Annotated in this window: 28 protein-coding genes and 1 tRNA gene; 10 read left to right on the forward strand and 19 right to left on the reverse strand. The window is 45.1% G+C overall.

The annotated features are described in order from the left end of the window. Nucleotides 1-40: 40 nt before the first annotated feature. From leuD to ilvE, 8 genes are all read right to left on the reverse strand, one after another. On the reverse strand, nt 41-622 hold the full coding sequence (gene leuD / locus LCM20_RS02920; RefSeq protein WP_225193925.1) for a 3-isopropylmalate dehydratase small subunit: 582 nt from the start codon (nt 620-622) through the stop codon (nt 41-43). 3 nt (nt 623-625) lie between these two features. Beyond that, nucleotides 626-2,038 carry a 3-isopropylmalate dehydratase large subunit gene (gene leuC / locus LCM20_RS02925; RefSeq protein WP_225193926.1) on the reverse strand — a complete coding sequence of 471 codons (1,413 nt, stop codon included), beginning with the start codon at nt 2,036-2,038 and terminating at the stop codon, nt 626-628. A gap of 18 nt (nt 2,039-2,056) precedes the next feature. Beyond that, on the reverse strand, nt 2,057-3,163 hold the full coding sequence (leuB, locus tag LCM20_RS02930) for a 3-isopropylmalate dehydrogenase (protein WP_225193927.1): 1,107 nt from the start codon (nt 3,161-3,163) through the stop codon (nt 2,057-2,059). 13 nt (nt 3,164-3,176) lie between these two features. Continuing rightward, nucleotides 3,177-4,721 carry a 2-isopropylmalate synthase gene (locus LCM20_RS02935; protein ID WP_225193928.1) on the reverse strand — a complete coding sequence of 515 codons (1,545 nt, stop codon included), beginning with the start codon at nt 4,719-4,721 and terminating at the stop codon, nt 3,177-3,179. Then, nucleotides 4,708-5,739, reverse strand: a complete 1,032-nt coding sequence (gene ilvC, locus LCM20_RS02940; protein ID WP_225193929.1) for a ketol-acid reductoisomerase — start codon at nt 5,737-5,739, stop codon at nt 4,708-4,710. The genes LCM20_RS02935 and ilvC overlap by 14 nt, the downstream gene beginning before the upstream one ends. A 16-nt stretch (nt 5,740-5,755) precedes the next feature. Continuing rightward, complete coding sequence (ilvN, locus tag LCM20_RS02945) at nt 5,756-6,277, reverse strand: acetolactate synthase small subunit (protein ID WP_225193930.1); 522 nt, start codon at nt 6,275-6,277, stop codon at nt 5,756-5,758. Then, nucleotides 6,274-7,995 carry a biosynthetic-type acetolactate synthase large subunit gene (gene ilvB, locus LCM20_RS02950; RefSeq protein WP_225193931.1) on the reverse strand — a complete coding sequence of 574 codons (1,722 nt, stop codon included), beginning with the start codon at nt 7,993-7,995 and terminating at the stop codon, nt 6,274-6,276. The genes ilvN and ilvB overlap by 4 nt, the downstream gene beginning before the upstream one ends. A 345-nt stretch (nt 7,996-8,340) precedes the next feature. Next, on the reverse strand, nt 8,341-9,243 hold the full coding sequence (gene ilvE / locus LCM20_RS02955) for a branched-chain-amino-acid transaminase (RefSeq protein WP_225193932.1): 903 nt from the start codon (nt 9,241-9,243) through the stop codon (nt 8,341-8,343). Nucleotides 9,244-9,720: 477 nt separating this feature from the next. Here ilvE and LCM20_RS02960 point away from each other — a divergent pair, with 477 nt between their 5' ends. The 4 genes from LCM20_RS02960 to LCM20_RS02975 all read left to right on the forward strand — a co-directional run bounded on the left by LCM20_RS02960 (nt 9,721) and on the right by LCM20_RS02975 (nt 12,386). Then, the gene (locus tag LCM20_RS02960) at nt 9,721-10,272 is read left to right on the forward strand and encodes a DICT sensory domain-containing protein (protein ID WP_225193933.1); all 552 of its coding nucleotides are present in this window, start codon (nt 9,721-9,723) and stop codon (nt 10,270-10,272) included. A 56-nt stretch (nt 10,273-10,328) separates the two neighbouring features. Further along, complete coding sequence (locus LCM20_RS02965) at nt 10,329-10,940, forward strand: ECF transporter S component (protein ID WP_225193934.1); 612 nt, start codon at nt 10,329-10,331, stop codon at nt 10,938-10,940. After that, nucleotides 10,937-12,166, forward strand: a complete 1,230-nt coding sequence (locus tag LCM20_RS02970; protein WP_225193935.1) for a methyl-accepting chemotaxis protein — start codon at nt 10,937-10,939, stop codon at nt 12,164-12,166. Before LCM20_RS02965 ends, LCM20_RS02970 begins: the two co-directional genes overlap by 4 nt. Before the next feature lie 91 nt (nt 12,167-12,257). Further along, a complete protein-coding gene (locus LCM20_RS02975; protein ID WP_225193936.1) occupies nt 12,258-12,386 on the forward strand; it encodes a YjcZ family sporulation protein in 129 nt (42 codons plus the stop codon). Between the two features lie 102 nt (nt 12,387-12,488). Here LCM20_RS02975 and LCM20_RS02980 read toward each other — a convergent pair whose 3' ends face one another. From LCM20_RS02980 to LCM20_RS02990, 3 genes are all read right to left on the reverse strand, one after another. Then, nucleotides 12,489-12,668, reverse strand: a complete 180-nt coding sequence (locus tag LCM20_RS02980) for a hypothetical protein (RefSeq protein WP_225193937.1) — start codon at nt 12,666-12,668, stop codon at nt 12,489-12,491. 101 nt (nt 12,669-12,769) lie between these two features. Next, nucleotides 12,770-13,042, reverse strand: a complete 273-nt coding sequence (locus LCM20_RS02985) for a hypothetical protein (protein ID WP_225193938.1) — start codon at nt 13,040-13,042, stop codon at nt 12,770-12,772. A gap of 355 nt (nt 13,043-13,397) precedes the next feature. Then, nucleotides 13,398-13,470 (reverse strand) — tRNA-Val (locus LCM20_RS02990). A gap of 243 nt (nt 13,471-13,713) precedes the next feature. Between LCM20_RS02990 and LCM20_RS02995 the strand changes: the two genes are divergently transcribed. From LCM20_RS02995 to LCM20_RS03010, 4 genes are all read left to right on the forward strand, one after another. Continuing rightward, on the forward strand, nt 13,714-14,439 hold the full coding sequence (locus LCM20_RS02995; protein WP_225193939.1) for an alpha/beta hydrolase: 726 nt from the start codon (nt 13,714-13,716) through the stop codon (nt 14,437-14,439). Between the two features lie 27 nt (nt 14,440-14,466). Further along, complete coding sequence (locus LCM20_RS03000) at nt 14,467-14,982, forward strand: YjcG family protein (protein WP_225193940.1); 516 nt, start codon at nt 14,467-14,469, stop codon at nt 14,980-14,982. A 5-nt stretch (nt 14,983-14,987) separates the two neighbouring features. Then, nucleotides 14,988-15,416 (forward strand): GNAT family N-acetyltransferase, encoded by a 429-nt coding sequence (locus LCM20_RS03005; RefSeq protein ID WP_225193941.1) that lies wholly within the window; start codon nt 14,988-14,990, stop codon nt 15,414-15,416. Nucleotides 15,417-15,515: 99 nt separating this feature from the next. Beyond that, entirely contained in the window at nt 15,516-16,193 is a 678-nt protein-coding gene (locus LCM20_RS03010; RefSeq protein WP_225193942.1) for a DUF421 domain-containing protein, read from the forward strand. Here LCM20_RS03010 and LCM20_RS03015 read toward each other — a convergent pair. The 5 genes from LCM20_RS03015 to LCM20_RS03035 form a co-directional block, all read right to left on the reverse strand. Next, nucleotides 16,173-17,072 carry an MBL fold metallo-hydrolase gene (locus tag LCM20_RS03015; RefSeq protein ID WP_225193943.1) on the reverse strand — a complete coding sequence of 300 codons (900 nt, stop codon included), beginning with the start codon at nt 17,070-17,072 and terminating at the stop codon, nt 16,173-16,175. The genes LCM20_RS03010 and LCM20_RS03015 overlap by 21 nt on opposite strands. A 22-nt stretch (nt 17,073-17,094) precedes the next feature. Continuing rightward, on the reverse strand, nt 17,095-17,403 hold the full coding sequence (locus LCM20_RS03020) for a hypothetical protein (protein ID WP_225193944.1): 309 nt from the start codon (nt 17,401-17,403) through the stop codon (nt 17,095-17,097). A gap of 67 nt (nt 17,404-17,470) precedes the next feature. Next, on the reverse strand, nt 17,471-17,683 hold the full coding sequence (locus LCM20_RS03025; RefSeq protein WP_225193945.1) for a hypothetical protein: 213 nt from the start codon (nt 17,681-17,683) through the stop codon (nt 17,471-17,473). Continuing rightward, the gene (locus tag LCM20_RS03030) at nt 17,680-18,012 is read right to left on the reverse strand and encodes a DUF1360 domain-containing protein (protein WP_225193946.1); all 333 of its coding nucleotides are present in this window, start codon (nt 18,010-18,012) and stop codon (nt 17,680-17,682) included. Before LCM20_RS03030 ends, LCM20_RS03025 begins: the two co-directional genes overlap by 4 nt. Before the next feature lie 65 nt (nt 18,013-18,077). Next, a complete protein-coding gene (locus LCM20_RS03035; protein WP_225193947.1) occupies nt 18,078-18,293 on the reverse strand; it encodes a hypothetical protein in 216 nt (71 codons plus the stop codon). 190 nt (nt 18,294-18,483) lie between these two features. Here LCM20_RS03035 and LCM20_RS03040 point away from each other — a divergent pair, with 190 nt between their 5' ends. Next, nucleotides 18,484-18,993 (forward strand): CotY/CotZ family spore coat protein, encoded by a 510-nt coding sequence (locus tag LCM20_RS03040; protein ID WP_225193948.1) that lies wholly within the window; start codon nt 18,484-18,486, stop codon nt 18,991-18,993. Nucleotides 18,994-19,098: 105 nt separating this feature from the next. Here LCM20_RS03040 and LCM20_RS03045 read toward each other — a convergent pair whose 3' ends face one another. Further along, nucleotides 19,099-19,623: a CotO family spore coat protein gene (locus tag LCM20_RS03045; RefSeq protein ID WP_225193949.1), complete on the reverse strand. Its 525-nt coding sequence runs from the start codon at nt 19,621-19,623 to the stop codon at nt 19,099-19,101. A gap of 172 nt (nt 19,624-19,795) precedes the next feature. On the opposite strand from LCM20_RS03045, the gene LCM20_RS03050 reads away from it, so the two are divergent. Beyond that, entirely contained in the window at nt 19,796-20,827 is a 1,032-nt protein-coding gene (locus LCM20_RS03050; protein WP_225193950.1) for an EAL domain-containing protein, read from the forward strand. A 55-nt stretch (nt 20,828-20,882) separates the two neighbouring features. Here the strand turns inward: LCM20_RS03050 and fabI are convergent, their stop codons facing one another. Next, nucleotides 20,883-21,662, reverse strand: a complete 780-nt coding sequence (gene fabI / locus LCM20_RS03055; protein WP_225193951.1) for an enoyl-ACP reductase FabI — start codon at nt 21,660-21,662, stop codon at nt 20,883-20,885. A gap of 260 nt (nt 21,663-21,922) precedes the next feature. Then, on the reverse strand, nt 21,923-23,779 hold the full coding sequence (locus tag LCM20_RS03060) for a monovalent cation:proton antiporter family protein (RefSeq protein ID WP_225193952.1): 1,857 nt from the start codon (nt 23,777-23,779) through the stop codon (nt 21,923-21,925). Nucleotides 23,780-23,786 lie beyond the last annotated feature (7 nt).

Consider the following 23,786-nt stretch of genomic DNA (forward strand, 5'->3'; position numbering starts at 1 on the left):
CTTTGGCTAGCGTTAAGAAATCCCCAACGTCTTCACTCCTTTAGATTTGTTTTTGTTCGAACTGGTCGATTTTGTCTTCGTATGTCATAGTGACAGCTATTTCATCCCAACCATTCAGAAGCATTTCCTTATGGTAGGGTTGTATATCAAAAGAGACTGTTTGAGAACCATCTGTCACCTCTTGCTTTTCAAGATCGACCTTCAGTTCGTACTGATGATTCTCAGCCTCTTTGATCATAGTTTCAGTAACTTCAATCGGTAATTGTATAGGTAAGATTCCGTTTTTAAAACAGTTGCTATAAAAGATATCCGCAAAGCTCGGAGCGATGACAACTTTAAAGCCAAAATCCTGAATCGCCCACGGCGCGTGCTCACGAGAAGAGCCGCAACCAAAGTTTTCACCAGCTACAATGACTGACGCCTCTTCATAAGCGGGGTCATTGAGTGAAAAATCCTCGCGCTTCGTGCCATCATCATAAAAGCGCCAGTTGTAAAATAAAAACTGCCCGAACCCTTGTCTTTGGATTCGTTTCAAAAATTGTTTCGGAATGATTTGATCGGTGTCAACGTTCGCCCTGTTTAACGGGTAAACGATTCCTTTATGCTGTTTCAATGGTTCCATTCGTTACCCTCCTACTGTACTCGCGAATTTACGAACATCGACGAAGCGTCCTTCAAGGGCTGCCGCAGCTGCCATTTCAGGGCTTACTAAGTGTGTCCTGGCCCCGCTTCCCTGACGTCCTTCGAAGTTACGGTTGGATGTAGAAGCACAACGTTCTCCAGGAGGGACAATGTCATCATTCATGGCGAGGCACATGCTGCAGCCTGCATCGCGCCATTCGAATCCTGCGGTTAGGAAAATGGTGTCCAACCCTTCCGCTTCAGCCTGCTGTTTCACAGTTTGCGAACCAGGGACTACGATGGCTGTTACCCCTTCATGGACTTTGCCACCTTGAACAATTTCAGCAGCTTTTCGCAAATCGCTCATCCGGGAGTTCGTACACGATCCGATAAACACGTGTTCAACCGGGATGGACTGAATCGGCTGTCCTGCTTCAAGTCCCATGTAGTCAATAGCTCTTTGAACACCATCTGCATCCTCTTCCACTTGATCAGGATCCGGCACATAGCCTCCGACAGGAACCGACTGAGATGGATTCGTCCCCCAGGTAACCTGTGGTTCAATCTCGTCCGCATGAATCGTTACGGTCTGGTCGTACTCTGCTCCATCGTCTGAAGCGAGGGATAACCATTCCTCCACCGCTTCATCGAACTCATTTCCATTCGGCACATGTCTCCGGCCATGAAGATACTCGACCGTCGTTTCGTCTGGACTGATCAAACCGGCTCTTGCTCCTGCTTCGATCGACATGTTACACACCGTCATTCGTTCTTCCATGGAAAGGTTACGAACCGCATCACCCGTATATTCGATGACGTGTCCTGTACCAAAACGGACACCAAATTTTCCGATGATCGCTAAAATTAAATCCTTAGCCGTTACGCCGGTCCCGAGTTGACCTTCCACTTTCACCTGCATCGTTTTAGGTTTTGCCTGCCACAGAGATTGAGTGGCGAGAACATGTTCCACTTCACTGGTTCCGATACCGAAAGCAAGGGCACCGAATGCGCCGTGCGTGGACGTATGGCTGTCTCCGCAAACAATCGTTTTACCAGGCTGCGTTAAGCCAAGCTCCGGACCAATGACATGGACGATCCCCTGGTCGGGGTGATCAATATCAGCTAAGTCGATTCCGAATTGCTCACAGTTTTCTTTCAATGTTTCCATTTGTTTCTTCGAGACCGCATCTTTAATGACGTTGCGGTGCACAGTCGGGACATTGTGGTCCATCGTTGCATACGTCCGGTCCGGTCGTCGTACACCCCGACCACTCATCCTTAGTCCTTCGAACGCCTGCGGAGACGTGACTTCGTGAACAAGGTGAAGGTCGATATAGAGAAGGTCCGGCTTCCCTTCCTCTTCGTGCACAATATGTTTATTCCAGATCTTTTCAATGATCGTCTTTGGTTTTCCCATCATTCTGCTCCTTTCCCGCTACACGTAACAGCGCATAATATTTTCAGTCGTATCATTTGCACTAATTTGTTCGATTACTTTTGAAGCCATTTGACTTCCACTTACTTCTACTCCGTCTTTCAACTGAAGGTCAGCTGTGTGGAAACCGCTGTGCAGGACTTCATGAACGGCCGCTTCGACCGTTTCAGCTTCCTCATGCATTCCGAATGAATGCTTCAACATCATGGCAACCGACAAAATAGAGGCAAGTGGATTCGCTTTATTCTCACCTGCAATATCAGGAGCAGATCCATGTACGGGCTCATATAGCCCAACTCCATCCTGTCTGACACTGGCAGATGGCAGCATGCCTAGCGAGCCGGTAAGGACAGAAGCCTCATCGCTCAGAATGTCACCGAACATATTCTCCGTTACGATCACATCGAAGCTTGAAGGGTTCGTCACGAGTCTCATTGCCGCCGCATCAACCAGCATATGCTCCACTTCAACATCGGGGTAATCCGCCTTTTTCTCTTCGACGACTTCCCTCCACATTCTGCTGGATTCCAATACATTGGCCTTATCTACCGAAGTGACATGCTTTCTGCGTACTTGCGCGCTTTCAAATGCCTTCTCGACAATCCGTTCAATTTCAGAACGCTTATAAGATAGAGTATCGACAACAGATTGACCATTGTCTCTACGTTCGCGAGGTTCTCCGAAGTACAACCCTCCAGTCAGTTCCCGCACAATGAGAAGGTCACTACCAGCTACGACTTCCTCTTTAAGTGGTGAGGCGTGCAGCAGTTGCTGAAACGCCTGCACCGGTCTTAAGTTTGCAAAAAGCCCAAGCTGTTTGCGAATGCCAAGCAATCCTTTCTCCGGTCGCATATGTCCCGGAAGCTGATCCCATTTCGGACCGCCTACTGCACCTAAAAAGACGCCATCAGCTTTCTTGCAAGCTTCTACGGTATCTTCCGGAAGAGGGGTTTCATGCTGATCGATGGCAGCGCCTCCGATGTCATGGCTTTCAAATGTAAATGTATGTTGGTAACGTCCAGCAACAGCCTCCAATACTTGCTTCGCTGCTTTGGTTACTTCAGGACCAATCCCATCACCAGGTAAAAGAACAATATGTTTTTTCATCCGAATTCCCCTCCTATACTTGAGCTTTTTCGTACACTTTCCGGCGTTCTGTATATAATGTCCGGTTGACTGCGTTCAAGAACGCGTGTGCCGAAGCTTCCAGCACATCTTGGGCTGAACCGCGGCCTGACGCTTTTTGATCATTCACGGTAAGTTGAACATGGACTTCAGCCAGGGCATCCCGGCCTCTTCCAATGGAACTTAACTGGTAATCAATCAGGTGCACATCCCCGTCAATCAAGTCATCCAGCGTGTTGTAGATCGCTTCGACACTCCCCTCTCCGGTGTTCGCTTTTTCTACCTCTTCCCCGTTAGGTTGAGTAAGTAGAATGGTAGCGGTCGGACGATTGATGCTTCCGTACTGTACTTGGAAGGCTCTTAGTTTGTATTTCGGAAGATTCTCGTGTTCTGTTTGAGTGTCAGTCAGAATAGCGAATAAGTCATCATCTGTTACTTCCTTCTTCTTCCCAGTCAAATTCTTAAAGGATTCGAACGCCTCTTTCAATTTCGATTCTTTAAGATCAAAGCCTAGCTCTTTGACTTTTTCTTTAAAGGCGTGTCGTCCAGAGTGCTTACCTAATACCATTCTATTGGAATCAATCCCAACCATAGATGGTGTAATGATTTCGTACGTTGTCGATTCCTTCAGCACCCCGTCCTGGTGAATACCGGACTCATGGGCAAAGGCATTTCGGCCGACGACCGCTTTGTTGCCCGGAACCATCATCCCGGTCAAGCGGCTGACCAAGTCACTCGTTCTCTTGATTTCCTTCAACACTAGATTCGTTTGATAATCATAGCGGTCTTTCCGGATTTCAAGCGCGACCCCGATCTCTTCTAGGGCTGCATTCCCAGCTCGTTCTCCAATACCATTGATGGTCCCTTCGATTTGACGGGCTCCATTTTCAATCGCTGCCATGGAATTCGATACGGCCATGCCAAGGTCGTTATGACAGTGAGCGGATAGGATGACACCATCGATATTCGGCACGTTTTCTTTAACATAGCGGAACATTCTTCCGTACTCATCAGGTGTCGTGTAACCTACGGTATCCGGCAGATTGATGACACTCGCTCCAGCGTCAATCACTTTTTCGATAATGTGGACAAGAAAGTCAAGGTCAGACCGGCAGGCATCCTCTGCTGACCATTGAACGATCGGAAACTTCTCTCTTGCATAAGCCACAGTATTCACGGCCGTTTCAACGACTTCATCCGGCGTCTTCTTCAGCTTGTGCGTCATGTGAATCGGAGACGTTGCAAGGAAAATGTGAATTCGAGGCTCTGCTCCGCCTTTAAGAGCTTCCCAAGCCCTGTCGATGTCCTTGTAGTGCGCTCGGGCAAGTCCTGTAACTGAACAACCTCTAATGGTATCCGCAATCTCTTTGACCGCTTCAAAATCCTCTTGGGAGGAAGCAGGAAAACCTGCTTCCATTACATCTACTCCTAATCGTTCCAGTTGTTTCGCAATCTCAATTTTCTCCAGACGATTCAAGTTGACACCGGCAGACTGTTCACCATCCCGAAGCGTTGTATCAAAGACATTAACGTGAGCCATGTGCGACCACATCCTTTTCTTTAGATTGAGATTTCTTAACAAAAGGCATTAATTCTCTTAACTCACGACCCACCTTCTCGATTTGATGATTGTTTTCTCTAGCATTGATCGCTGTGAACTCTGGACGGTTCACTTGGTTTTCCAGGATCCAGCCTTTTGCGAACTTACCAGTCTGGATATCTGTCAGAACATCTTTCATTCGTGCTTTCGTATCTTCATTGACTACGCGTGGACCAGAAACAAAGTCTCCCCACTGTGCTGTATCAGAGATGGAGTAGCGCATCCCCTCTAGTCCACCTTCGTACATCAAGTCGACGATCAGCTTCAGTTCATGCATACATTCGAAGTAGGCAACTTCAGGCTGGTAGCCTGCTTCTGTCAAGGTTTCAAAACCTGCTTTTACTAGACTCGTAAGTCCTCCGCAAAGGACAGCCTGTTCCCCGAACAAGTCCGTTTCCGTTTCTTCCTGGAATGTCGTCTCAAGCACTCCGGCGCGACCTCCACCAATTCCTTTGGCGTAAGCAAGTGCTACTTCTTTCGCTTCCCCTGTTACGTCTTGCTCCACTCCGATCAAGGCAGGAACTCCTGCTCCCTCCTCAAATGTACGGCGTACAAGATGTCCAGGGCCTTTAGGGGCAACAAGGAATACGTCTACGTCTGAAGGAGGAACCACTTGATTGAAGTGAACGTTGAATCCGTGCGCAAATGCCAGCGCAGCTCCTGATTTCAAGTTCGGCTTGATTTGCTCTTCGTAAACAGAAGGCTGATATTCATCCGGAAGCAGAACCATCACAACATCGGACTCAGCTACAGCATCTGCTACGGACTTCACTTCCAGTCCATCCTCTTCCGCTTTATCCCAGGACTTCCCTTTTCTTAATCCGACAACAACTTGATGCCCGCTTTCTTTCAAGTTTTGTGCGTGAGCGTGACCTTGGGAACCATAACCGATTACGGCTACCTTTTTATTTGCTAGTACCTCGTCTTGGATATCATTGTGATAGTAAACTTTAGTCATTTTGAAACATCTCCTTTTATTTTAGTAGTGAGTAAGGTTTGAATTCTGTTACTTGAGGTTGATGCCCTCTCGTAAAGGCGGTGAGACCTGTTCGGGCCAATTCCTTGATCCCGTATGGTCTTAGCAGATCGATCAGAGCATCTACCTTATCTGACTTTCCTGTCACCTGAACGGTAATACTTTCTTTGCTTACATCTATGATAGAAGCTCGGAATGGCTCGATGATGCCTTGAATTTCACTTCTTATCTGTGGGTTACTGAGAACCTTCACCATCGCCAATTCCCTTGCTACGATCGCTTTATCTGTGATATCTGATACTTTCAGAACATCGATTTGTTTGTTGAGTTGTTTCGTCAGCTGCTCAAGCTTCCGATTGTCTTCGACCTCCACAACGAAGGTCATCTTAGAAACCCCTTCTGTTTCCGTCCTTCCAACCGAAATGCTTTCGATGTTGAATTGCCGTTTGGAAAGCAATCCGGTTACTCGGTTCAAAACACCACTTCGGTTGTGTACGGTGGCTGTGACTATTCGCTTCATCGTTTCACCCCGATCATTTCATGCAGCCCTTTTCCAGGGGCAATCATTGGATAAACATTTTCCTTCTGCAGCACCCTGCAGTCGATCAATGCCGGCTGGTCATCTGCCAAGATTTCTGGAAGTTTAGTCTCAACCTCTTTTTGGGAATCAAAACGATAACCGGCTATTTGATAACTTTCTGCTAACTTAACGAAATCAGGCTGAACATCGATGATGGATTCAGAGTAGCGCTCTTCGTAAAACTTCTCCTGCCACTGCCTTACCATGCCAAGTGCCTGGTTATTCACAATGATGACTTTAACCGGAAGCCTGCGTTCCTGGAGAACGGACAGCTCTTGAAGCGTCATCTGGAAACCTCCATCTCCTACGATGGCCACAGAAGTTGATGACATGTCACCGAGTTGTGCACCAATCGCAGCCGGAAAACCGAACCCCATCGTTCCAAGGCCCCCTGATGTAACCCAGCGGTTGGGGCGGTCAAAAGAGTAGTATTGAGCGGCCCACATTTGGTGCTGCCCTACATCCGTTGTGACAACGGCTTCCCCGTTTGTATATTCATATACCTTTTGAAGCAGCCATTGTGGAACGATTGACTCTTCAGGCTGGTCGTGCCATAGAGGAAATTCCTTCTTATTTCCTTCAAGCTTCGCCACCCAGTCCTGATGATCCAGTACATACACTTTCTTTTCGTTCAGCGAAGCCAGGGCTGCTTTGGCATCGGACACAATCGGGATGGCAGTCGGTACATTCTTACCGATCTCTGCTGGGTCGATATCAATATGTGCAACAGAAGCATGAGGCGCGAAATGCTCTAAATTCCCTGTCAGACGGTCGTCGAAGCGCGCGCCGATATTGATTAGCAAATCGCATTCGTAAAGTGCCATGTTTGCGGAATATGTTCCGTGCATTCCTGCCATCCCGAGGAAAAGGTCATCGCTTCCGGGATAGGCACCTAGCCCCAGTAACGTAGACGCTACAGGCAGCTGATAATTTTGTACGAATTCGATAAGTTCTGATGATGCTTCAGAATGAATGATTCCGGATCCTGTGAGAACGACCGGCTTTTTCGCTTCCAATAAAGCTTCATGCAGTTTATTGATCTGCAAAGGATTTGGTTTGATTGTTGGTTGATACCCTGGAAGATGAAAGTCGCTCTCAATCTTTTTGTTATGAATCGAAGCTGATATATCTTTCGGGATATCTACTACTACGGGTCCAGGTCGACCTGTTGTTGCGATATGGAAGGCTTCTTTTACGACCCTTGGAAGCTCTTCCAAGTCCTGAACTTGATAGTTATGCTTTGTAATTGGTGTTGTGATCCCCATAATGTCGGATTCTTGAAAGGCATCCGTTCCAATAACACCTTTTGCAACCTGCCCTGTAAAGATAACCAGCGGGATGGAATCCATCATCGCATCAGCAATGCCTGTCACTAAGTTCGTGGCGCCAGGGCCGGAAGTTCCAATGACAACTCCGGGACGTTTCGAAACTCTCGCATACCCCTCTGCCGCGTGAATCGCTCCTTGCTCGTGACGAGGAAGTATGTGGTCAAAACTCCCTTTTGCTCTATAAATCGCATCATAAATCGGTAAGACGGCCCCTCCAGGATATCCAAATAAAGTATCTACTCCTTGATCGATCAACGCATGAACTAACAAGTCAGCTCCTGTTTGAACAGTTGTCTGTTCCTTAACACTTGCCCCAGCCTTCACTTTCATCCCTCCTAAATTTAGTTATAAAAAAAGACCTTCTCATCCACTCAACCTCCCTGACAACAGATTTCTACAGGGAAAGAAGAGGGGTGAAAAGGTCTCTGTTTTTCACGGTACCACCCTCGTTCATGAAGCCTTAAAGCTTCACCTCATGGGATTGAATTCAATCCCTTTTGATAACAGGTGCGACGAAACACCTGGTCCTGCCTACTTACCGTTCAGCAAGGACACTCAAGGACGATGTCAGAACAGCTCTCATTTCCGGGCTTCCAGCAACCCCGGCTCTCTGTGAATAAGAGTACCTGTTCCTTTATTCCTTTCATCGTGTTACATGAATTTTATTTTCAAGGTTTAACTAACGTGTGCTTGATCTTTTTCGTAAACTTTATATCCATCAGTCGTCGTTACTTTTCTAAACTCAGATAGAAGATGGTTCGTAATCACTCCTGGTGATCCATTTCCAATCTGCCTTTGGTCGACTTCTACGACAGCAATGACTTCAGCAGCTGTCCCCGTCAGGAACACTTCATCCGCAACGTAAACATCGTGTCTTGTGAATGGCTGTTCTTTCACTTCATAGCCTTTCTCTTTTGCGAGGTCGATGATGGCATTCCTTGTAATACCTTCGAGTGCTCCTAGATACGTTGGCGGTGTGTAAATCGTTCCTTTCTTAACTATGAAAATGTTATCAGCAGATCCTTCTGTGACATAACCTTGATCGTTCAGCATCAAAGCTTCATCAACACCAGCCTGATTGGCTTCCATCTTAACTAAAATGTTATTTAGATAGTTGAGCGACTTCACTTGTGGTGGTAATACATCCGGACGATTTCTTCTGCTCGACACCGAAGCAAGTCTTACGCCTCGTTCATATAGTTCTTTAGGGAATAAAGCGAGTGCTTCCGCAATGACAACCACTCTCGGGTTGGAACAACTGGATGGGTCAAGCCCTAAGTTTCCAGCTCCTCTTGAAACAACAACCCGGATATAGGCGGTTTCTAATTGGTTTTTTCGGACCGTTTCAGCAATGACCGATTCAAGCTCCTCCTTTTCATAAGGGATATCAAGCATGATCGATTTAGCTGAATCGTATAAGCGATCGAGGTGTTCGTCTAATTTAAAGATGTTTCCTTCATAGACTCGAATTCCTTCGAACACCCCATCTCCATATAAGAAACCATGATCGTAAACAGATACGACCGCTTCGTTTTTGTTCACGAATTCTCCGCCTAAATAAATCCATTGGCTGCTCATCCTCAGCACTCCTTTCTTTTATAAGTATTAGTTATTTATAGTGAACCCTGACACGCAAGCATGCACTCTCACGCGCCGGGTTCAGGGTGGTCTTACATGAATCAACCAGCCGCATTTGCTTGCGTTCGGTGTAGTTGATTGTTGACTACTTTAAACCCATTCTATTTGAAGGTCAACAGCTTTTTCATAAATTTTCTGAACAATCGAATTATTCCATCAATTTATGAAGCGCTTACACGCTTGAGAGACAAGGCATTTTCCTGAAAATTACCTTGTTATTTTTTTCTTTTTTATCTCAAAATCGCGCCGAGACGGGCTTGAACTTTAGTGAATTAAATAATTAAAAAATTATCCCGATATAAAGTTTAGTAAATGCTCCCTAGGGTAAAGGGTTTACATCGAAAGTTCTATGATTTGCCTGATGTCCAGGAGCAATTACATGGAAAATACTTAATTTTTACTAGGAGGATACTTACTATGGAAATGAAAGATCTATCGTTGTTTAAAGAATGTTTTGGTGCAGTCGAAGGAGAAACACATGACCTCGGAAATGCGAGCCTTTCCCAGTTACAGGCAGGATCGATTAAATTTGAATCCAAGGTGCCGCAGCTCGAGTATATGTGTTTGATGATGGAGAACTTGGTTCTAACGAAGAAATTGAAGGGGAATGTATATGCGGGATTTCAGAAGCTTTCAAGAGCCGAGAATGTCATTGAACGCTTTCAAGCTATGACGGAATATTCGAATGTTCATATTTTCGGTGTAGATGATGTGGGAGTCACTAAGGATGACGGCATAAATTACATCGACCTTCCTACAACCAGCGAATTAGTGAGAGAATGGTTCCTCGTCATTGACGCTCCGAACTTCAAATCGATGATGGTCGCTTATGACCTTGATGGTTTCGGCGTCCATGAAGTCGAGGAAGGTCGTAATTTCAAAGGCGCGAAGTCTTCGAACCCTAAAGTAGTATCTCACGCGGCAAGCCTGCTTGCTGAACATACAAAGAAAACGACTGAACTCGCTTAGCCTTTTGCGAGGGGAGCCTGCCTCCCCTCTATTTTCATTGTTAGGGAGATGAACAAATGAACCATCTGACAAAACTACAACGCATGACAACCATCGGAATCCTTTCTGCAATCAGCATCATTCTTTATTACTTCAAGTTTCCGATTCCATTCTTTCCACCTTTTCTTACATTGGACATCAGTGATGTTCCAGCACTAGTCGGGGCGATCACCCTTGGACCGGCCGCCGGTATCCTGATTCAATTCCTGAAAAATATCGTTGATTACATATCACATGGCAGTTATGTAGGACTTCCGGTCGGACAGATCGCAAACTTTTTATCCGGCTCTTTGATCGTAGGATTAATCGGAGCATTCTATTACGTACAAAAGCGTCTTCACATTGGAAGCTACTTGATATCTGTGCTCTTGTTCCTGTCTGCCATGTATGTGCTTAATTATTACTTTATCCTGCCATCCATCATGGGACTGATGGGAATTGGCGAAGCCCGATACATCGAAGGGTTTACAAAGTTCAACCCTCTGGCAACGGATTTTCCTACGGCCGTTCTTTTCGTTATCATCCCGTTTAACTTGATTAAAATTTCTCTTGTCTATGCAATCGGAGTACCTTTCTCTCTCCGTTTGAAACGCTTAGTCCAACCAGAAAGGAAGAATATCGCTGCATGAAGTCATTTACAACCTATCATCCATTATTTTATCCGGCAATCGTTCTCATGTACGGCATCGCAAGCTTCATCACACCGATGTATACCAACACAACTATCAGCATCTCCGTCTTTTTGATTCTGACAGTAGCACTGGCCGCTCTATTTTGGCTGAAACGGAACCAAACGAAACCAGGATCGCTCGAGGAAGATCTCGATAAGGAAGAACCTTCAACAAACCTTGACCATCAAGCGATTCAAGATTCTCTCGAAGAACTCCGCCATGTTGAAGCGCACAGCGAGCACTTGAATACGATGAACCAACAGACAAGTGAATCTTCTGAACTTGTAAGTGAGCAGTTGATGTCAATGGTTCAAGACATTCAGTCTGAACAGGAGCATTTGAACGATTTCAGGGAACAAATGGTCACCGTACAGGAAATGCTTCAAGTCCTTGGGTCTACGATTCAGACTTCTGCTGATACATCAGAAAAGGTCACTCTTCTGTCGAAGGAAGGAAAAGAGAGAGTCGATGAATTCAACGACGTATTTTCCGAAATCATCCGCGTAACCAACCAGTTTGGTAGTTTTAACGAAAGGCTTCTTTCCCAAATGAGAAAAGTGACAGAAGCACTCGGCTCCATCGAGTACATCTCCAACCAGACGAATCTATTAGCTTTGAATGCTTCAATAGAAGCAGCACGGGCCGGGGAACACGGGAAAGGCTTTGGGGTTGTAGCAGATGAAATACGAAAGCTGTCAGCCCAAGTGAAAGAGAGTGCCAATACCATTGAAGCCGTCATCCATCAAGTCAACGAGAGCATTACCGATCAAAAACAGTCCTATCAGGCTGAGACCATGTCGTTGAACGAAGGAAAAGAAAAGGCCGATCAGATGACACAGATATTCGATGAGGTCCTCGACCATATCCAAACCCTTAACCAGCAGTCCCTGCAAGTCCAAACGCATTCGAATGAAGTCATGAAGGAGAAAGAAGAAACACAGAGGAAGTTTGATACGATCTATGAACTGACAGAACAACTTTCAGCTAGGACAGAAGGATCATCAGAAAAGATCATGGAACAGCAGGCGACGATGATGGAACTGGACATGACCGCTATGACGATGACTCAACATATCCAGGAAATAAAGGCATCCTTGCAGAAATACGCCAATCAATCAGATAATGTACGCTGGCTTCGCCCAAGCGAACTCCAGGACCGTAAAGAGGAAAAAGCAAGCTCGTAACTTGAATTATTCATCCTTATAGTCATCCGCCCTTCCATCCCCCCACCTCTCCACATAGGTTGTTGTATAGATTATAAAAGGTGGTGAGGTTATGAGCTGGTATGGTGGCTGCGGATACGGCGGTGGCTACGGTGGATACAACTACGGAGGAAGCACGTTTGTATTGATCGTCGTACTGTTTATCCTTTTAATCATTGTCGGAGCATCTTTCTATTATTAATCAATAAAAATATGCGTTTCCTTTATACCCGTTAAAAAGGACGCACACAAAAACCCAGAGGGCGACTCCTCTGGGTTTTGTTATGAAAATCCATAGCACCTTTCAACTTTGAAGTGTCTGGGCCGAGACATTAATATAAATCTGCTCCAGTTCGGTCAGGGTCATTTCTGTCGTCTTCTTCCCCAAACGATCTTCGGTGTAGCCCATAGCCTCGAGCTTGGTTACCAGACTGAAACGTCTATTCTCCACACCCTGCCTCAAATGACCTTGATCGACATTCATCCTATCCCTCCCCCTACTGATTCAACTGTATGCGGTACGTATTTGTTTATACATACCACAAAGGGAGGGTCATTAATCCGTTTATTATGTAAAAATAATAGTTACACCTGCTCTGAATATACGGAGTCCCATTTAAAAATCAACAGACCATGCTGCTCCTGCAAGCGATATGGACCGCGAAATACAGCCGCTGAAAGACGATCATCCAACGCGTGTACACGAATCCGATGAATGATCTTATTTATATGATCCTGAACAAAACTATTGGTAAGATTTTGATCTAACTCCACGACGATTGTGGAATCTTTACGCACAGAGTAAAAACCTTGTACATCAATCCGGTTGCTGTCTAATGACAACGCTCGAAACTGCATATCTACATCCTCCTGCTCACCTAGAAAGGCCCTTTGAATTACAATATTCCGTCAACTTTATTTGTTATTTTGATATAATGAACAAAATAAACCTGTTCCCGCAAAAACCTTTCAGAACGACGCGATCCACATTGCGGGTCCTCTTGAAAAAAACGCCTGTCCTTTATATCGGATAGGCGTTTTTAGATTTAAGGTAAATCAAGGGATGATGTATGGAAAACAATCATTGATGTACTTCTCTGGAAACGTAAAGCTATTCTAGGAGAAAGTGAAGATGTCAACAAGTGCATAAAAAAGAGAAATGACGCGGCCTCTCCGTGGATGAGAAACCGCGCCATTCCGGCACTTTGTATGATGATTCCGATTGGGCTCGAACCAACGACCTCCACCCTGTCAAGGTGGCGCTCTCCCAGCTGAGCTACGGAATCGTGTTGTTTTTTGTCGGCTTGTTTTGCTGACAAGTAATAATATACAATGTATTCAAAGCGAAGTCAATATGATTCTCGGATTTTTATTTAAAAAATGTTGAACGGTTCAGAATGCGAGCTTCCATTTGATCTGTTCCACTTTTGGCACAATTCTATGATAAAATATAAATGGTACGTTTAAACGTGAAAAATCGGTGGGAAATTGAGATTAGAACTTCCCTCACGATCAGGAGGTGACGGATGATGGGTAGAAAAGGTTCAATGAAGGAATATACGATAAACAGTGACTATTTAAACGAGGAAATGACGCTCAAAGTGTACACTCCCGAAAACTTCTCTCCATTATACAAGTATCACTTCTGCATCATGCAGGATGGAAATGATTATTTCCAGATGGGGCGTGCAGCTACGTTAAGTGATCAACTGCACGGAGATGAGGAAATTGAGAACACCATTTTCATCGGAATCCACTATAGAGATAAGTATGACAGGCAGGATAAGTATCATCCAAACGGTAAACAACAGGGGGATTATGTCAATTTCCTGATCCGTGAGGTGGTTCCTTTTCTAGACGAAGAGCTTCCAGGGTACTGCACAGGAAGCGGTCGTACGCTTGTTGGGGATTCTCTCGCTGGTACGCTTGCATTGATGACATCGGTGAAATTTCCGAACACGTTCGGCAATGTGATTATGCAGAGTCCTTATGTTGACGAACACGTATTGGAAGTCGTCGAGTCTGTAAACGATTTCTCACAGCTTACGGTTTACCATACGATTGGTACCGAAGAATCTGATGTTGAAACGACCGACGGCGCACGAAAGAACTTCTTACAACCGAACCGTGATCTGCATGAATTCTTAACTGACCAGTCCCTTGGATACACCTACTATGAGCTGGAAGGTGATCATACATGGGGAACCTGGCAGAAGGATTTCAAACGGGCTTTACTTACGATTTTCGGCAAATAACACATACATGAAGCAGGAGGGGTAACCATGAACTATGGTATAGCTATTTTTCCATCAAAAAAAGTACAAGATGAAGCAAACTCTTATCGAAAACGGTATGATCCTCACTATGCGTTGATTCCACCACACATTACAATGAAAGAAGCGTTTGAAGCGGATGAGAATGAGATTGAGACGAAAATCATTCCTGAGCTAAGAAAGATTGCGAATGAAACCGCTCCTTTCTCTTTCGGTGTCTATAAGGTAAGCTCGTTCTCCCCTGTGACGAATACGATCTACTTGAAGGTCGAGCCGTCTGATGAGATATTTGAGCTGAACGACAAGCTTCATTCCGAAACACTTCCCGGGGAGAAAGATTTTGCCTTCGTTCCTCACATTACGATTGCTCAGAAACTTTCGGATGAAGAGTTCTCTGACGTATTTGGCAGCCTAAGCATGCTGAAGTTTGATTTACAGGATGACGTCGACCGTTTCCAGCTGTTATATCAGCTTGAGAACGGAGCATGGAGTGTTTATGAAACGTTCCGCTTAGGTGGAGAGTAATCACAATGAGAATCGAGAAGGTCAAAACAGAAGAACAAAAAAACGACGCGTTCTCCATCAGGCGTGTCGTTTTTGTTGACGAGCAGCAGGTTCCGGAAGAGCTGGAGTTGGATGAGCATGACGATTCTGCCGTTCACTTCGTAGGTTATGAAGATAATACCCCTGTCGCAGCTGGAAGAATGAGAGAATTCGACGGTTACGGCAAGCTCGAGCGGATCTGTGTGCTAAAGAATCACAGAGGAAAACAATACGGAAAACGAATCATCCTTGGTATGGAAAGCTTCATTCTGGATCAAGGTTTGAACCAGGCGAAATTAAACGCCCAGACCCACGCCGAGGCGTTCTATCGATCACTGGGCTATGAAACAATTTCTGATGAATTCATGGACGCCGGCATCCCACATGTCACGATGATTAAAAGTCTATCCCATTAAAAAACTTAGAGCCTCTGCTCTAAGTTTTTTTATATGTTTAGATTTGTCCGCCCTTGCCCACAATGAACAGTAGACGAATTGCAAGGGTTGTGATCAATAGTGGAATACCTTCAAATAACGTTTGAAACACTCTTCGGATTTCTCGCATTATTTATCCTTACGAAAGTATTAGGAAAAACCCAAATTACTCAAATTACAGCCTTTGACTTCATTTCCGCATTGGTCTTGGGGGAGCTTGTCGGAAATGCGCTTTACGATGATGAAATCGGCATCCCTAAAATTGCTTTTGCCATTTTGCTCTGGGGAGTTCTCATTTATACCACAGAAGTCATAACGGAAAAATTCAAAGGAACGAGGTCTCTTCTCGAAGGTCGACCTTCGTTGATTATCCGCAAAGGCCAAATTGACCGAGTAGCTTTAAAAAAGAGCAACCTTGATATCAATCAACTCCAACACCTTCTCAGGTCTAAAGACGTTTTTTCCATGCAGGAGGTGGAGTTTGCTGTTTTAGAAACCGATGGAACGATATCTGTACTGAAGTCCTTCCCCCAGCAAACATCTACAAAAGCAGACTTGGATATCCAGGAGCAGCCTGTCCCGCTCCCTATGGCGATCATAAGCGACGGCGAAGTGTTATGGGATAACCTTGAGGAAGCCAACCTGAATGAGGAGTGGCTTCAAAAGCAACTACAGGCCCAACACTTCAAGAGCCCGAAGGACGTGCTATATGCTGAATTTAAAGAAGGAAGTTCAGACCTATTCTGTATGGGCTTTTAACATCCATCGATAATTCTGTACGAAAGAGTCAACCCGCTCTTCTTTGATCAATCCGAGAAGGTACCCGGTCACTGCTGTTTTATACAACAAAAACTGCGGGAGATTGCCTGCCTGCACTTCAAAGGTTTCACACGCCCAGGCTACAAGCTGCTCGTGGGACATGCCTTCTCTGTGATTGGATATTTCGAAGTACATTTTTTCGAGCACATTTCGGTGGCATTTTATATTTTCTTGTATAGTGACAGAGGGGTCGATTTCAAAGGGGCCGTGTCCTGGAACGGCTCCTTCACACTCAATGGCTTGAAGTTTGTGCAGGCTATGTAATGCTTGAAGAGCGTCCGTCAAATAAGGGATTTTATGCTTTTTGAGCGTTTCAGTTCCGAAATAACTGTCGGCTGCATAAAGTACACCATCGATTTTGAGCGCTAACTGATGATAGCTGTGACCAGGCAGTTTGTATGTATCAAAGGTCAGCCCTCCAAATGAGTGCGTCCCTTCTGTAAGGACTTCATCTATTCTCATCGAAGGGCCCTGAAGGAATTTGTTTTGTAATTCCGGAAGGGGGTCGTTGCCGCCAAACAAGTACAAGGGCTCTAATGTTGGATTACGAAGAATGGACTCTTCGAACATTGGAGCAAATGTGTAAACCTCATGTTGCTGTTGAAGATAGGCAGCTCCGCCATAATGATCTGCATGTGCATGCGTAATAAAAAGGTGCGTCAAAGGAAGCTCATGTTTTTTGAGCTCTTTGAGCACCTTTTTTATGGAAGAACGATCAATACCGGCATCAATCAATATCCCTTCGTTACCGGACTTCACGTAACCAATATTCACTGAACCTTCATAGTAATAACAACCGTTTTGAATATGCTTAAACATGGAAAGACTCCTTTAGCGCTTTTTATACTGTTTCGCTGAAGTTCTTCCCTTTTCCTGTTAGATCGGAATAAATTTCTTCCTTCGCTCTTGTTTGTGACTCAGATAACGTATGTGTGACGTGGATGCTTGGAGGTGCGTACAATAGTCGTTTTCTCGCATCCTGATAATCCAATCGATCCTGTTCACGTGGCTGTCCATGCTTTTCTTCGAGTTTGCTGTCGAGCGTCGCTTTGAATACCCGCTCCAACGTATAAGGAGATGGTTCAGATTTTACAGTTCGTTCGTGATAGTCTCTATACTGATAATGGTTGATCGGTGCAATATAACCCATGACGTCATCCCTCCTATGCTATCTGTTTACCCAGAATGCTCATCGCCTATTCCTCCCGAATGTCTCATCATTCAAAGAAGTCCTCCATCTTCCTCATCTGCTTCGTTAAGAATGTATCCATCTTGTTCATTCTCCCATTCATACGCTTCTCCCACGCCTGCAAGTCCCTCTCCCATTGATTAAACTTTTTCTCCGGCTTCTTAATAATCCCTCCCCACTGTGTACTTTCCGACTGTATTTCTCCTAGAATCTCAAAAATCGACTTCTCTTTCTCACTCAATGTCGTTCACTCCAGTTGTACAAAATAGACTGCAGGCCAGCGACAGCCAGCAACAATACGAGAAACACGCCGTAAGGGACAAACGTATAGAAAACGATGATGAGTAAAGAAGACCAAACCCCTACACACCATTGGCACGTCAACCCTTCTCCAATAAACCCTGTCGGTTCGATCCATTCTTCCTTTTCACCATTTTCATTCTTTTCCACCCGAATGACTGTAAACGGCTTTCTCAGCCACTCCATAATCAGGTCATCGACAATGAGACGCGTTAGTCGAAAGGCAGCAAGGCTCAAAATGAAAAGGTGAATCCAGTTTACTTCCAGCATCTTCATCCTCCTCTCAGAAATCATGAAAAAGCCACTACAGTAGATGTAGTGGCTTTTGTAAAAAATTAGAACCAGAATCCTTTACGTCCTGAAGACTCATCGTCTGAACGCTCTTTAGAACTGCTTTCTTCATTTTGCTGGCCTCTGCGACCGAAGAATGGATCAACACGCTCATCACGACGATGATCCTTGTGGTGACGATCGTTCACTGGCTCGATAAAGACATTCTCCGCTTCAATGACAAGGTCTTTCACACGAATGACCTTCTTTTTCTCAGACATACTATTCAGCTCCTTAAGGGAAGTCATTGATAATCTATGGAATTTGCCCTGCTGTGGTATGGTCAATCGCCCAAATCACAAGAATTTGATTCGGATTGTTTGAAAAGAGACGAATGCCCACACCTACGGGGGCGAGATTCATATTGTAGTAAAGACACTACGTCAATTCGTAAAGAGAGGGGAAATATAAATGAGTTGTGGTAAGAATTTTGATACAGGATCATGCGTAATCGATATCCTGAAAGACATCGTTGATGCTCAGAACGACGTGCTTCATGAGTGTTCAACAAGCTGTGAACAGTCCATCGCGGACCTACTGGGGGACACTGGAGGGTCTAACTTCGACACCGTTCCAGTTATTCTTTATTGTAAAGACTGTAAACCATTCAAAGGATTCGGTTCTAAAAAGAGCGACTCCCGTTGCGACGTTAAAGGAAGCTTCTTCTTCCGCGTTAAGTCCGTTGACGACGACGGATGTGCTGTAGTAGAACTTCTATTTGCAGACGATCACCACCACGGAAGAGTTGGAGGAGCAGATGAATCATCTGACGAATCATACGGTCATCATCACGGATCTTTTGACCCTAAATCTCCAGCTGATCAAGACTGTAGAAACCTTCGCACTTCAGGAATCTGCATCACTGTAGATTTGAACTGCTTCTGTCACGTGACATGCCTTCCAGCAACAGCTGCTCTTTAATCCTTTATAAGACATGTAAGAGGAATCCTTCACGAGAGGGTTCCTCTTTTTTTTTGCAACAAAACAACCGTGCCTAATGAAGGACACGGTTTTTTCAGTGTTTACTTAAAAGCCTAGTAGACGAATGTCTTCTATATCCTTGAACGGGACATCCTGTTGGAAGGGTCTCTGGAATGTTTTCATCTGGACAATCCCATCAGTATAATCCAGGATATACCCTTTGTACGAATCCTCTTTCCCGATCACTTCACACTTCATTTTCGGCATGTGCGGGGAGAGTTGTAAGAAGTATTCAACCTTTCCTTCAAGCGTAAGCTCTCCGAATCGCTTCTTCTTCTCACTTGAACTCATTCTCTTCTTAGGTTGCTCAGCTACCGGCTCTTGTTTCTCTTCCTTCTTCTCTTCAACCTCAGGCTCCTTCTTCTGTTCCGGAGCCGTTGAAGCATTTTGATTTCTTATTCTGAGTTCTTTCTCATAAAGCGAAGTGGATTCTGCAGCATTAGAAGACGAAGACGACTTATTCGCACGCTGAGAACGGAAACTGGTCTGCATAGGCACTTCTGCCGGCTTGAAATTGGGTTGAGCAATATAAAGCATAGGTTGCTTCGCCAAACGCTTTTTGTCAGCCATGGTGAATCTCTCCTTTTTAGTAAGGTCATCATTTCATATATATGCCCAAGTTCTGCACCATGTTCACCTTTCAGTCTTTTCGACGAATCTTTACATATTTTTTACCCGTTCCACGCCTGCTCTTCATCTTTCATTGATAGGGTTAAGTCAGATTATGAATAGGAGTGTTATCATGTCCGTTGCATTAGAATCGAAAGGCATCAGAGAACAAGCTGAAAGAGAATTCCGCCAATGGATGAATAACGAGGAGCTCTTTATGCACTTTCAACCCATCGTTCATACCACTTCCAAAACGGTACAAGGCTATGAAGCGCTCACAAGGTTTCCAAAAAGTTCGAATATATCAAATCCAATCGAGCTTTTTCAATTGGCAGATGAACTGAATCAATTGTTCCAGCTTGAGAAACATACCAGAGAATTAGCGATTGAGTCGATTGCAGATTACCTCAACCCTCACCAGAAACTTTGGGTGAACGTATCCCCTAATGTCATCCATGATCAGGCCTATACTCCCGGCTTCACCCACTCTGTTATTAAAGATACCGCTTTGTCGCCTCAGCAGATCGTATTTGAAATTACAGAACAATCCGCCATCACGGATTTAACGAGTTTCCGAGAATTATTGAATCACTACAGAGAACAGGGCTTCACCGTAGCCATTGACGACGTAGGGGCCGGTTATTCTTCGTTACAAACCATTTCAGAGATTAAACCCGATTATCTGAAAGTCGACCGATCACTTGTGACGGAGATTCAACGCTCTAGTGAAAAACAATACATGCTGGAGGCCTTACAGCAGATTACATTGAAAATGGGGTCCTCTCTGATCGTGGAGGGAGTCGAAACAGAGGAAGAGTTTTCTCAGCTTCTTTCCATGGGGGTTGAGATGATGCAGGGATACTATTTTGCAAAGCCATCGTTCCCGCCTCCAGAAGTATCGTCCTCTTTAATGATGCCAAGCTTCTCTTATTCGAACGACCATCGAACCCCGTTGATCATATCTAAGGAAACCACACTATCACATTTGTATGCGTGGCTTGGAGAATACACCGGTCCTTTTGATCATCAACTTGCTGTCATCAAGACGGATAAAATGAGAGCGGCTCTTCCCTTGCAGGAAGTTGTCAGGTTCGCTGGCCTGTCGGTTCATCTGAATAAGCAGGAGCCTATTTGGAAGCGTTTATTAGAGTGGTGGCGTTCATAAAAAAATCCCCTCGTCCATTTCATATGGAGAGGGGACTCTTTTCGATATCATCTGCTTAATAAGCTACAATATTGAACCCTGAATCAACGTGAATGATTTCGCCTGTCACGCCACGGGAAAGATCACTCATCAAGTAGTAAGCCGTATCTCCGACTTCTTCCTGGGTGACAGCACGGCGAAGAGGCGCGCGTTCTTCAATGACCGATAGGATTTGGTTGAAGTCTCCTACACCTTTAGCGGAAAGCGTGCGGATCGGGCCAGCAGAGATCGCATTCACACGGATGTTATGTTTCCCTAAATCATTAGCCAAGTACTTCATGCTTGCATCAAGACTCGCTTTGGCAACGCCCATCACATTGTAATTCTTCACGACCTGTTCACCACCGAGGTACGTAAGCGTCAGAATACTTCCGCCCTCTGTCATAAGTGGCTGCGCAGCACGAGCAACAGCTGTCAGAGAATAAGAGCTGATGTTGTGAGCTGTCAGGAAGCCGTCACGACTTGTGTTCAGGAACTCGTCTTTCAGCTCGTCACGATTGGCAAAAGCAATACAGTGTGCCAAGCCGTGAATGACACCTACGTCTTTCTGGATGTTTTCGAATGTTTCAATGATGGCTTCATCATTGGTGACATCGCATTCATAAACAAGCGGCTCTTCTCCACCTTCAAGCGTGTCTGCTAAATCACGTACTGACTTTTCGAAACGCTCAGATGCTACTGTGAAGATTAACTTTGCTCCTGCTTCATGTAAAGAACGGGCTATTCCCCAGGCAATACTACGTTTGTTCGCTACTCCCATAACGACATACGTGCGACCTTCTAGCGAAAAATTCATGATTCATCCTCCTTGAGGTATTTTCAATGATTAGTATTTGTTATTAGTACCTGCTCCTATTTTAAACGAATCATAACGGTTTAAGCAAGTCCATGCCTCTCTCTTACACCGTACCCTTGATTGAACTCCCCAACCCCTGAATTTTATGGTGCGCAAAAACAAGTTTGAGTAATCCCCCAGAGACGATACGTACGGCCAGGAATAAAAAAACCGTACGACGCATCTATTTCGAATGCATCGCACGGTTTACAGGATTCTCTTTAATCACAGTATTCTAATTCATGCTTCAATTCATCTACATATTCAGGTGAACCCGTAACAATAAGCCGGTCTCCTACATGCAGTTCTGTATCCCCGTGAGGTACAATCGAATCCTTCCCGCGGAAAATACGAACCATGATGACATCACCTGTGAACGGGAACTCGCGCAGGTGAATGCCGCTGTAATCCGAATTGTTCATGTTAATTTGGTAAAGCGCACTGTCCTGCTTGGTCATGATATCGACAACACCAGGGGCTTCAATCATCGCCTTCAGCAATGTCTTAGATGACAAGAAGACAGAGAATACGCTGACTTTCAGGTCACGCAGTTCTTGGGCCAAGTGAGGCGTTTCGACCCTTGCAATAACTCGGTCGACACCCTCTTCTTTAGCGAATCGTGCGATTTCAACGTTCCGCTCCTCATCACCTGTGGAAGCTACGAGTAGGTCGACATCGAATACACCATATTCTTTCATCGCTTCTACATCGTAGCCGTCAAGCTCCTTGATATCAAAGCAGGAGTTCGTGATTTTTTCATCTACTTTATCCACTTTCGTGTGATATAAATGCGTCTCGAACGCTTGAATATCCAGTTCACGGACGACAGGCAGCGTCATTCGGTTTGAACCGACGAAGGATACCACCGTCTTATGGTCTTCTTCTTCGAACCGTCCGTAAATCTTCTTGAACAGGACAGGGGCCACGAGACAAGTCAGAACGGCGACCAAAATAAGCGCCCCTTCCATCTGCTCATCAATCATTCCCTCTCTGCGCCCAATTGCAGCGGCGGCAATGACAAGAGACAGTGTGGACGTCAGGATAAACCCGGACCCGAGCACAGTCTTCATGTCGTACCATTTTCTCAAAATCAAGGCTGGTAGTACCTTAGAAGCCAGAAGGGCAATGAATAGCAATGGAATAAGAATCAATACCTTCGGATCGGTAAACAGATTCCAAATATTAATTTCCACCCCGACCATCACGAAGAAAATCGGGATCAGGAACCCATAGCCGAAGCTGTCCAGTCGCTTGACCATTTCAGGGTTCGGTGAAAGCAGTGAAACAAGCGTACCCGCTAGGAAGGCACCAAGGATGTTCTCGGCACCAACGCTTTCAGAAAGGGCTACGAGTAACAAGATCAGCGTGAATACAGCTCGTGTATCAATCTGAATGGTCCCTTTCGTCATCGTTTCAATAAAGGATTGGTGTCTGAACTTCTTCCCGACGAAATATAGAAGCACTCCGGCAGCGAATAGAAGGAGCAGCAGCCACGTATTTCCGCCATTCTCTCCGTAAATCGATACGAAGACAGCTAAGAGAATCATCGTAACCAAATCTGCGATGACGGCGATTAACAGAATCGTCTGCCCAATCGTCGTTTTCATCATTTGAGCATCTTTCAGAGTAGGCACGACAACCCCGAGTGAAATCGTTGAAATGATCAACGTCATCAAGAAGGCATTATCAATGAAGCCTGCCCATACAAACAGATAGGATAAACCTAGAGACAGAATGAAAATACCTACAAATACAATGGAAGCTACCATAATCGGGTTTGGCGCCCCGGTGCCTTTATTTTCCGGCTTAGCTTTTTTCTTTTGAGTGGCAAAAATGGAGAAGTCAATCTCAAGACCACTCAAGAACATAAGGAAAATGAAACCAAGCGTAGATAAGATCTCAAGCCAACTTCCTTGCTCAACGAGATCAAATCCACTTTGACCTATAATTAACCCGACGATAATTTCGGCTACGACGACGGGAATGATGTTCAATTTGAAACGGTGTAACAAAATGGGAGTAATGAATGCTGCGATAATTACAATGACTAGCGATGTAACTGATGCACCATGTTCCATGTACTCG

This window comes from Halobacillus litoralis, from assembly GCF_020171725.1.
Taxonomy (GTDB): domain Bacteria; phylum Bacillota; class Bacilli; order Bacillales; family Halobacillaceae; genus Halobacillus; species Halobacillus litoralis_F.

Excerpts from the sequence above, each read along its gene's own strand:
- leuD (WP_225193925.1), bottom strand. The coding sequence starts at position 622 with ATGGAACCATTGAAACAGCATAAAGGAATCGTTTACCCGTTAAACAGG.
- leuC (WP_225193926.1), bottom strand. The coding sequence starts at position 2,038 with ATGGGAAAACCAAAGACGATCATTGAAAAGATCTGGAATAAACATATT.
- leuB (WP_225193927.1), bottom strand. The coding sequence starts at position 3,163 with ATGAAAAAACATATTGTTCTTTTACCTGGTGATGGGATTGGTCCTGAA.
- LCM20_RS02935 (WP_225193928.1), bottom strand. The coding sequence starts at position 4,721 with ATGGCTCACGTTAATGTCTTTGATACAACGCTTCGGGATGGTGAACAG.
- ilvC (WP_225193929.1), bottom strand. The coding sequence starts at position 5,739 with ATGACTAAAGTTTACTATCACAATGATATCCAAGACGAGGTACTAGCA.
- ilvN (WP_225193930.1), bottom strand. The coding sequence starts at position 6,277 with ATGAAGCGAATAGTCACAGCCACCGTACACAACCGAAGTGGTGTTTTG.
- ilvB (WP_225193931.1), bottom strand. The coding sequence starts at position 7,995 with ATGAAAGTGAAGGCTGGGGCAAGTGTTAAGGAACAGACAACTGTTCAA.
- ilvE (WP_225193932.1), bottom strand. The coding sequence starts at position 9,243 with ATGAGCAGCCAATGGATTTATTTAGGCGGAGAATTCGTGAACAAAAAC.
- LCM20_RS02960 (WP_225193933.1), top strand. The coding sequence starts at position 9,721 with ATGGAAATGAAAGATCTATCGTTGTTTAAAGAATGTTTTGGTGCAGTC.
- LCM20_RS02965 (WP_225193934.1), top strand. The coding sequence starts at position 10,329 with ATGAACCATCTGACAAAACTACAACGCATGACAACCATCGGAATCCTT.
- LCM20_RS02970 (WP_225193935.1), top strand. The coding sequence starts at position 10,937 with ATGAAGTCATTTACAACCTATCATCCATTATTTTATCCGGCAATCGTT.
- LCM20_RS02975 (WP_225193936.1), top strand. The coding sequence starts at position 12,258 with ATGAGCTGGTATGGTGGCTGCGGATACGGCGGTGGCTACGGTGGATAC.
- LCM20_RS02980 (WP_225193937.1), bottom strand. The coding sequence starts at position 12,668 with ATGAATGTCGATCAAGGTCATTTGAGGCAGGGTGTGGAGAATAGACGT.
- LCM20_RS02985 (WP_225193938.1), bottom strand. The coding sequence starts at position 13,042 with ATGCAGTTTCGAGCGTTGTCATTAGACAGCAACCGGATTGATGTACAA.
- LCM20_RS02995 (WP_225193939.1), top strand. The coding sequence starts at position 13,714 with ATGGGTAGAAAAGGTTCAATGAAGGAATATACGATAAACAGTGACTAT.
- LCM20_RS03000 (WP_225193940.1), top strand. The coding sequence starts at position 14,467 with ATGAACTATGGTATAGCTATTTTTCCATCAAAAAAAGTACAAGATGAA.
- LCM20_RS03005 (WP_225193941.1), top strand. The coding sequence starts at position 14,988 with ATGAGAATCGAGAAGGTCAAAACAGAAGAACAAAAAAACGACGCGTTC.
- LCM20_RS03015 (WP_225193943.1), bottom strand. The coding sequence starts at position 17,072 with ATGTTTAAGCATATTCAAAACGGTTGTTATTACTATGAAGGTTCAGTG.
- LCM20_RS03020 (WP_225193944.1), bottom strand. The coding sequence starts at position 17,403 with ATGGGTTATATTGCACCGATCAACCATTATCAGTATAGAGACTATCAC.
- LCM20_RS03030 (WP_225193946.1), bottom strand. The coding sequence starts at position 18,012 with ATGCTGGAAGTAAACTGGATTCACCTTTTCATTTTGAGCCTTGCTGCC.
- LCM20_RS03035 (WP_225193947.1), bottom strand. The coding sequence starts at position 18,293 with ATGTCTGAGAAAAAGAAGGTCATTCGTGTGAAAGACCTTGTCATTGAA.
- LCM20_RS03040 (WP_225193948.1), top strand. The coding sequence starts at position 18,484 with ATGAGTTGTGGTAAGAATTTTGATACAGGATCATGCGTAATCGATATC.
- LCM20_RS03045 (WP_225193949.1), bottom strand. The coding sequence starts at position 19,623 with ATGGCTGACAAAAAGCGTTTGGCGAAGCAACCTATGCTTTATATTGCT.
- LCM20_RS03050 (WP_225193950.1), top strand. The coding sequence starts at position 19,796 with ATGTCCGTTGCATTAGAATCGAAAGGCATCAGAGAACAAGCTGAAAGA.
- fabI (WP_225193951.1), bottom strand. The coding sequence starts at position 21,662 with ATGAATTTTTCGCTAGAAGGTCGCACGTATGTCGTTATGGGAGTAGCG.
- LCM20_RS03060 (WP_225193952.1), bottom strand. The coding sequence starts at position 23,779 with ATGGAACATGGTGCATCAGTTACATCGCTAGTCATTGTAATTATCGCA.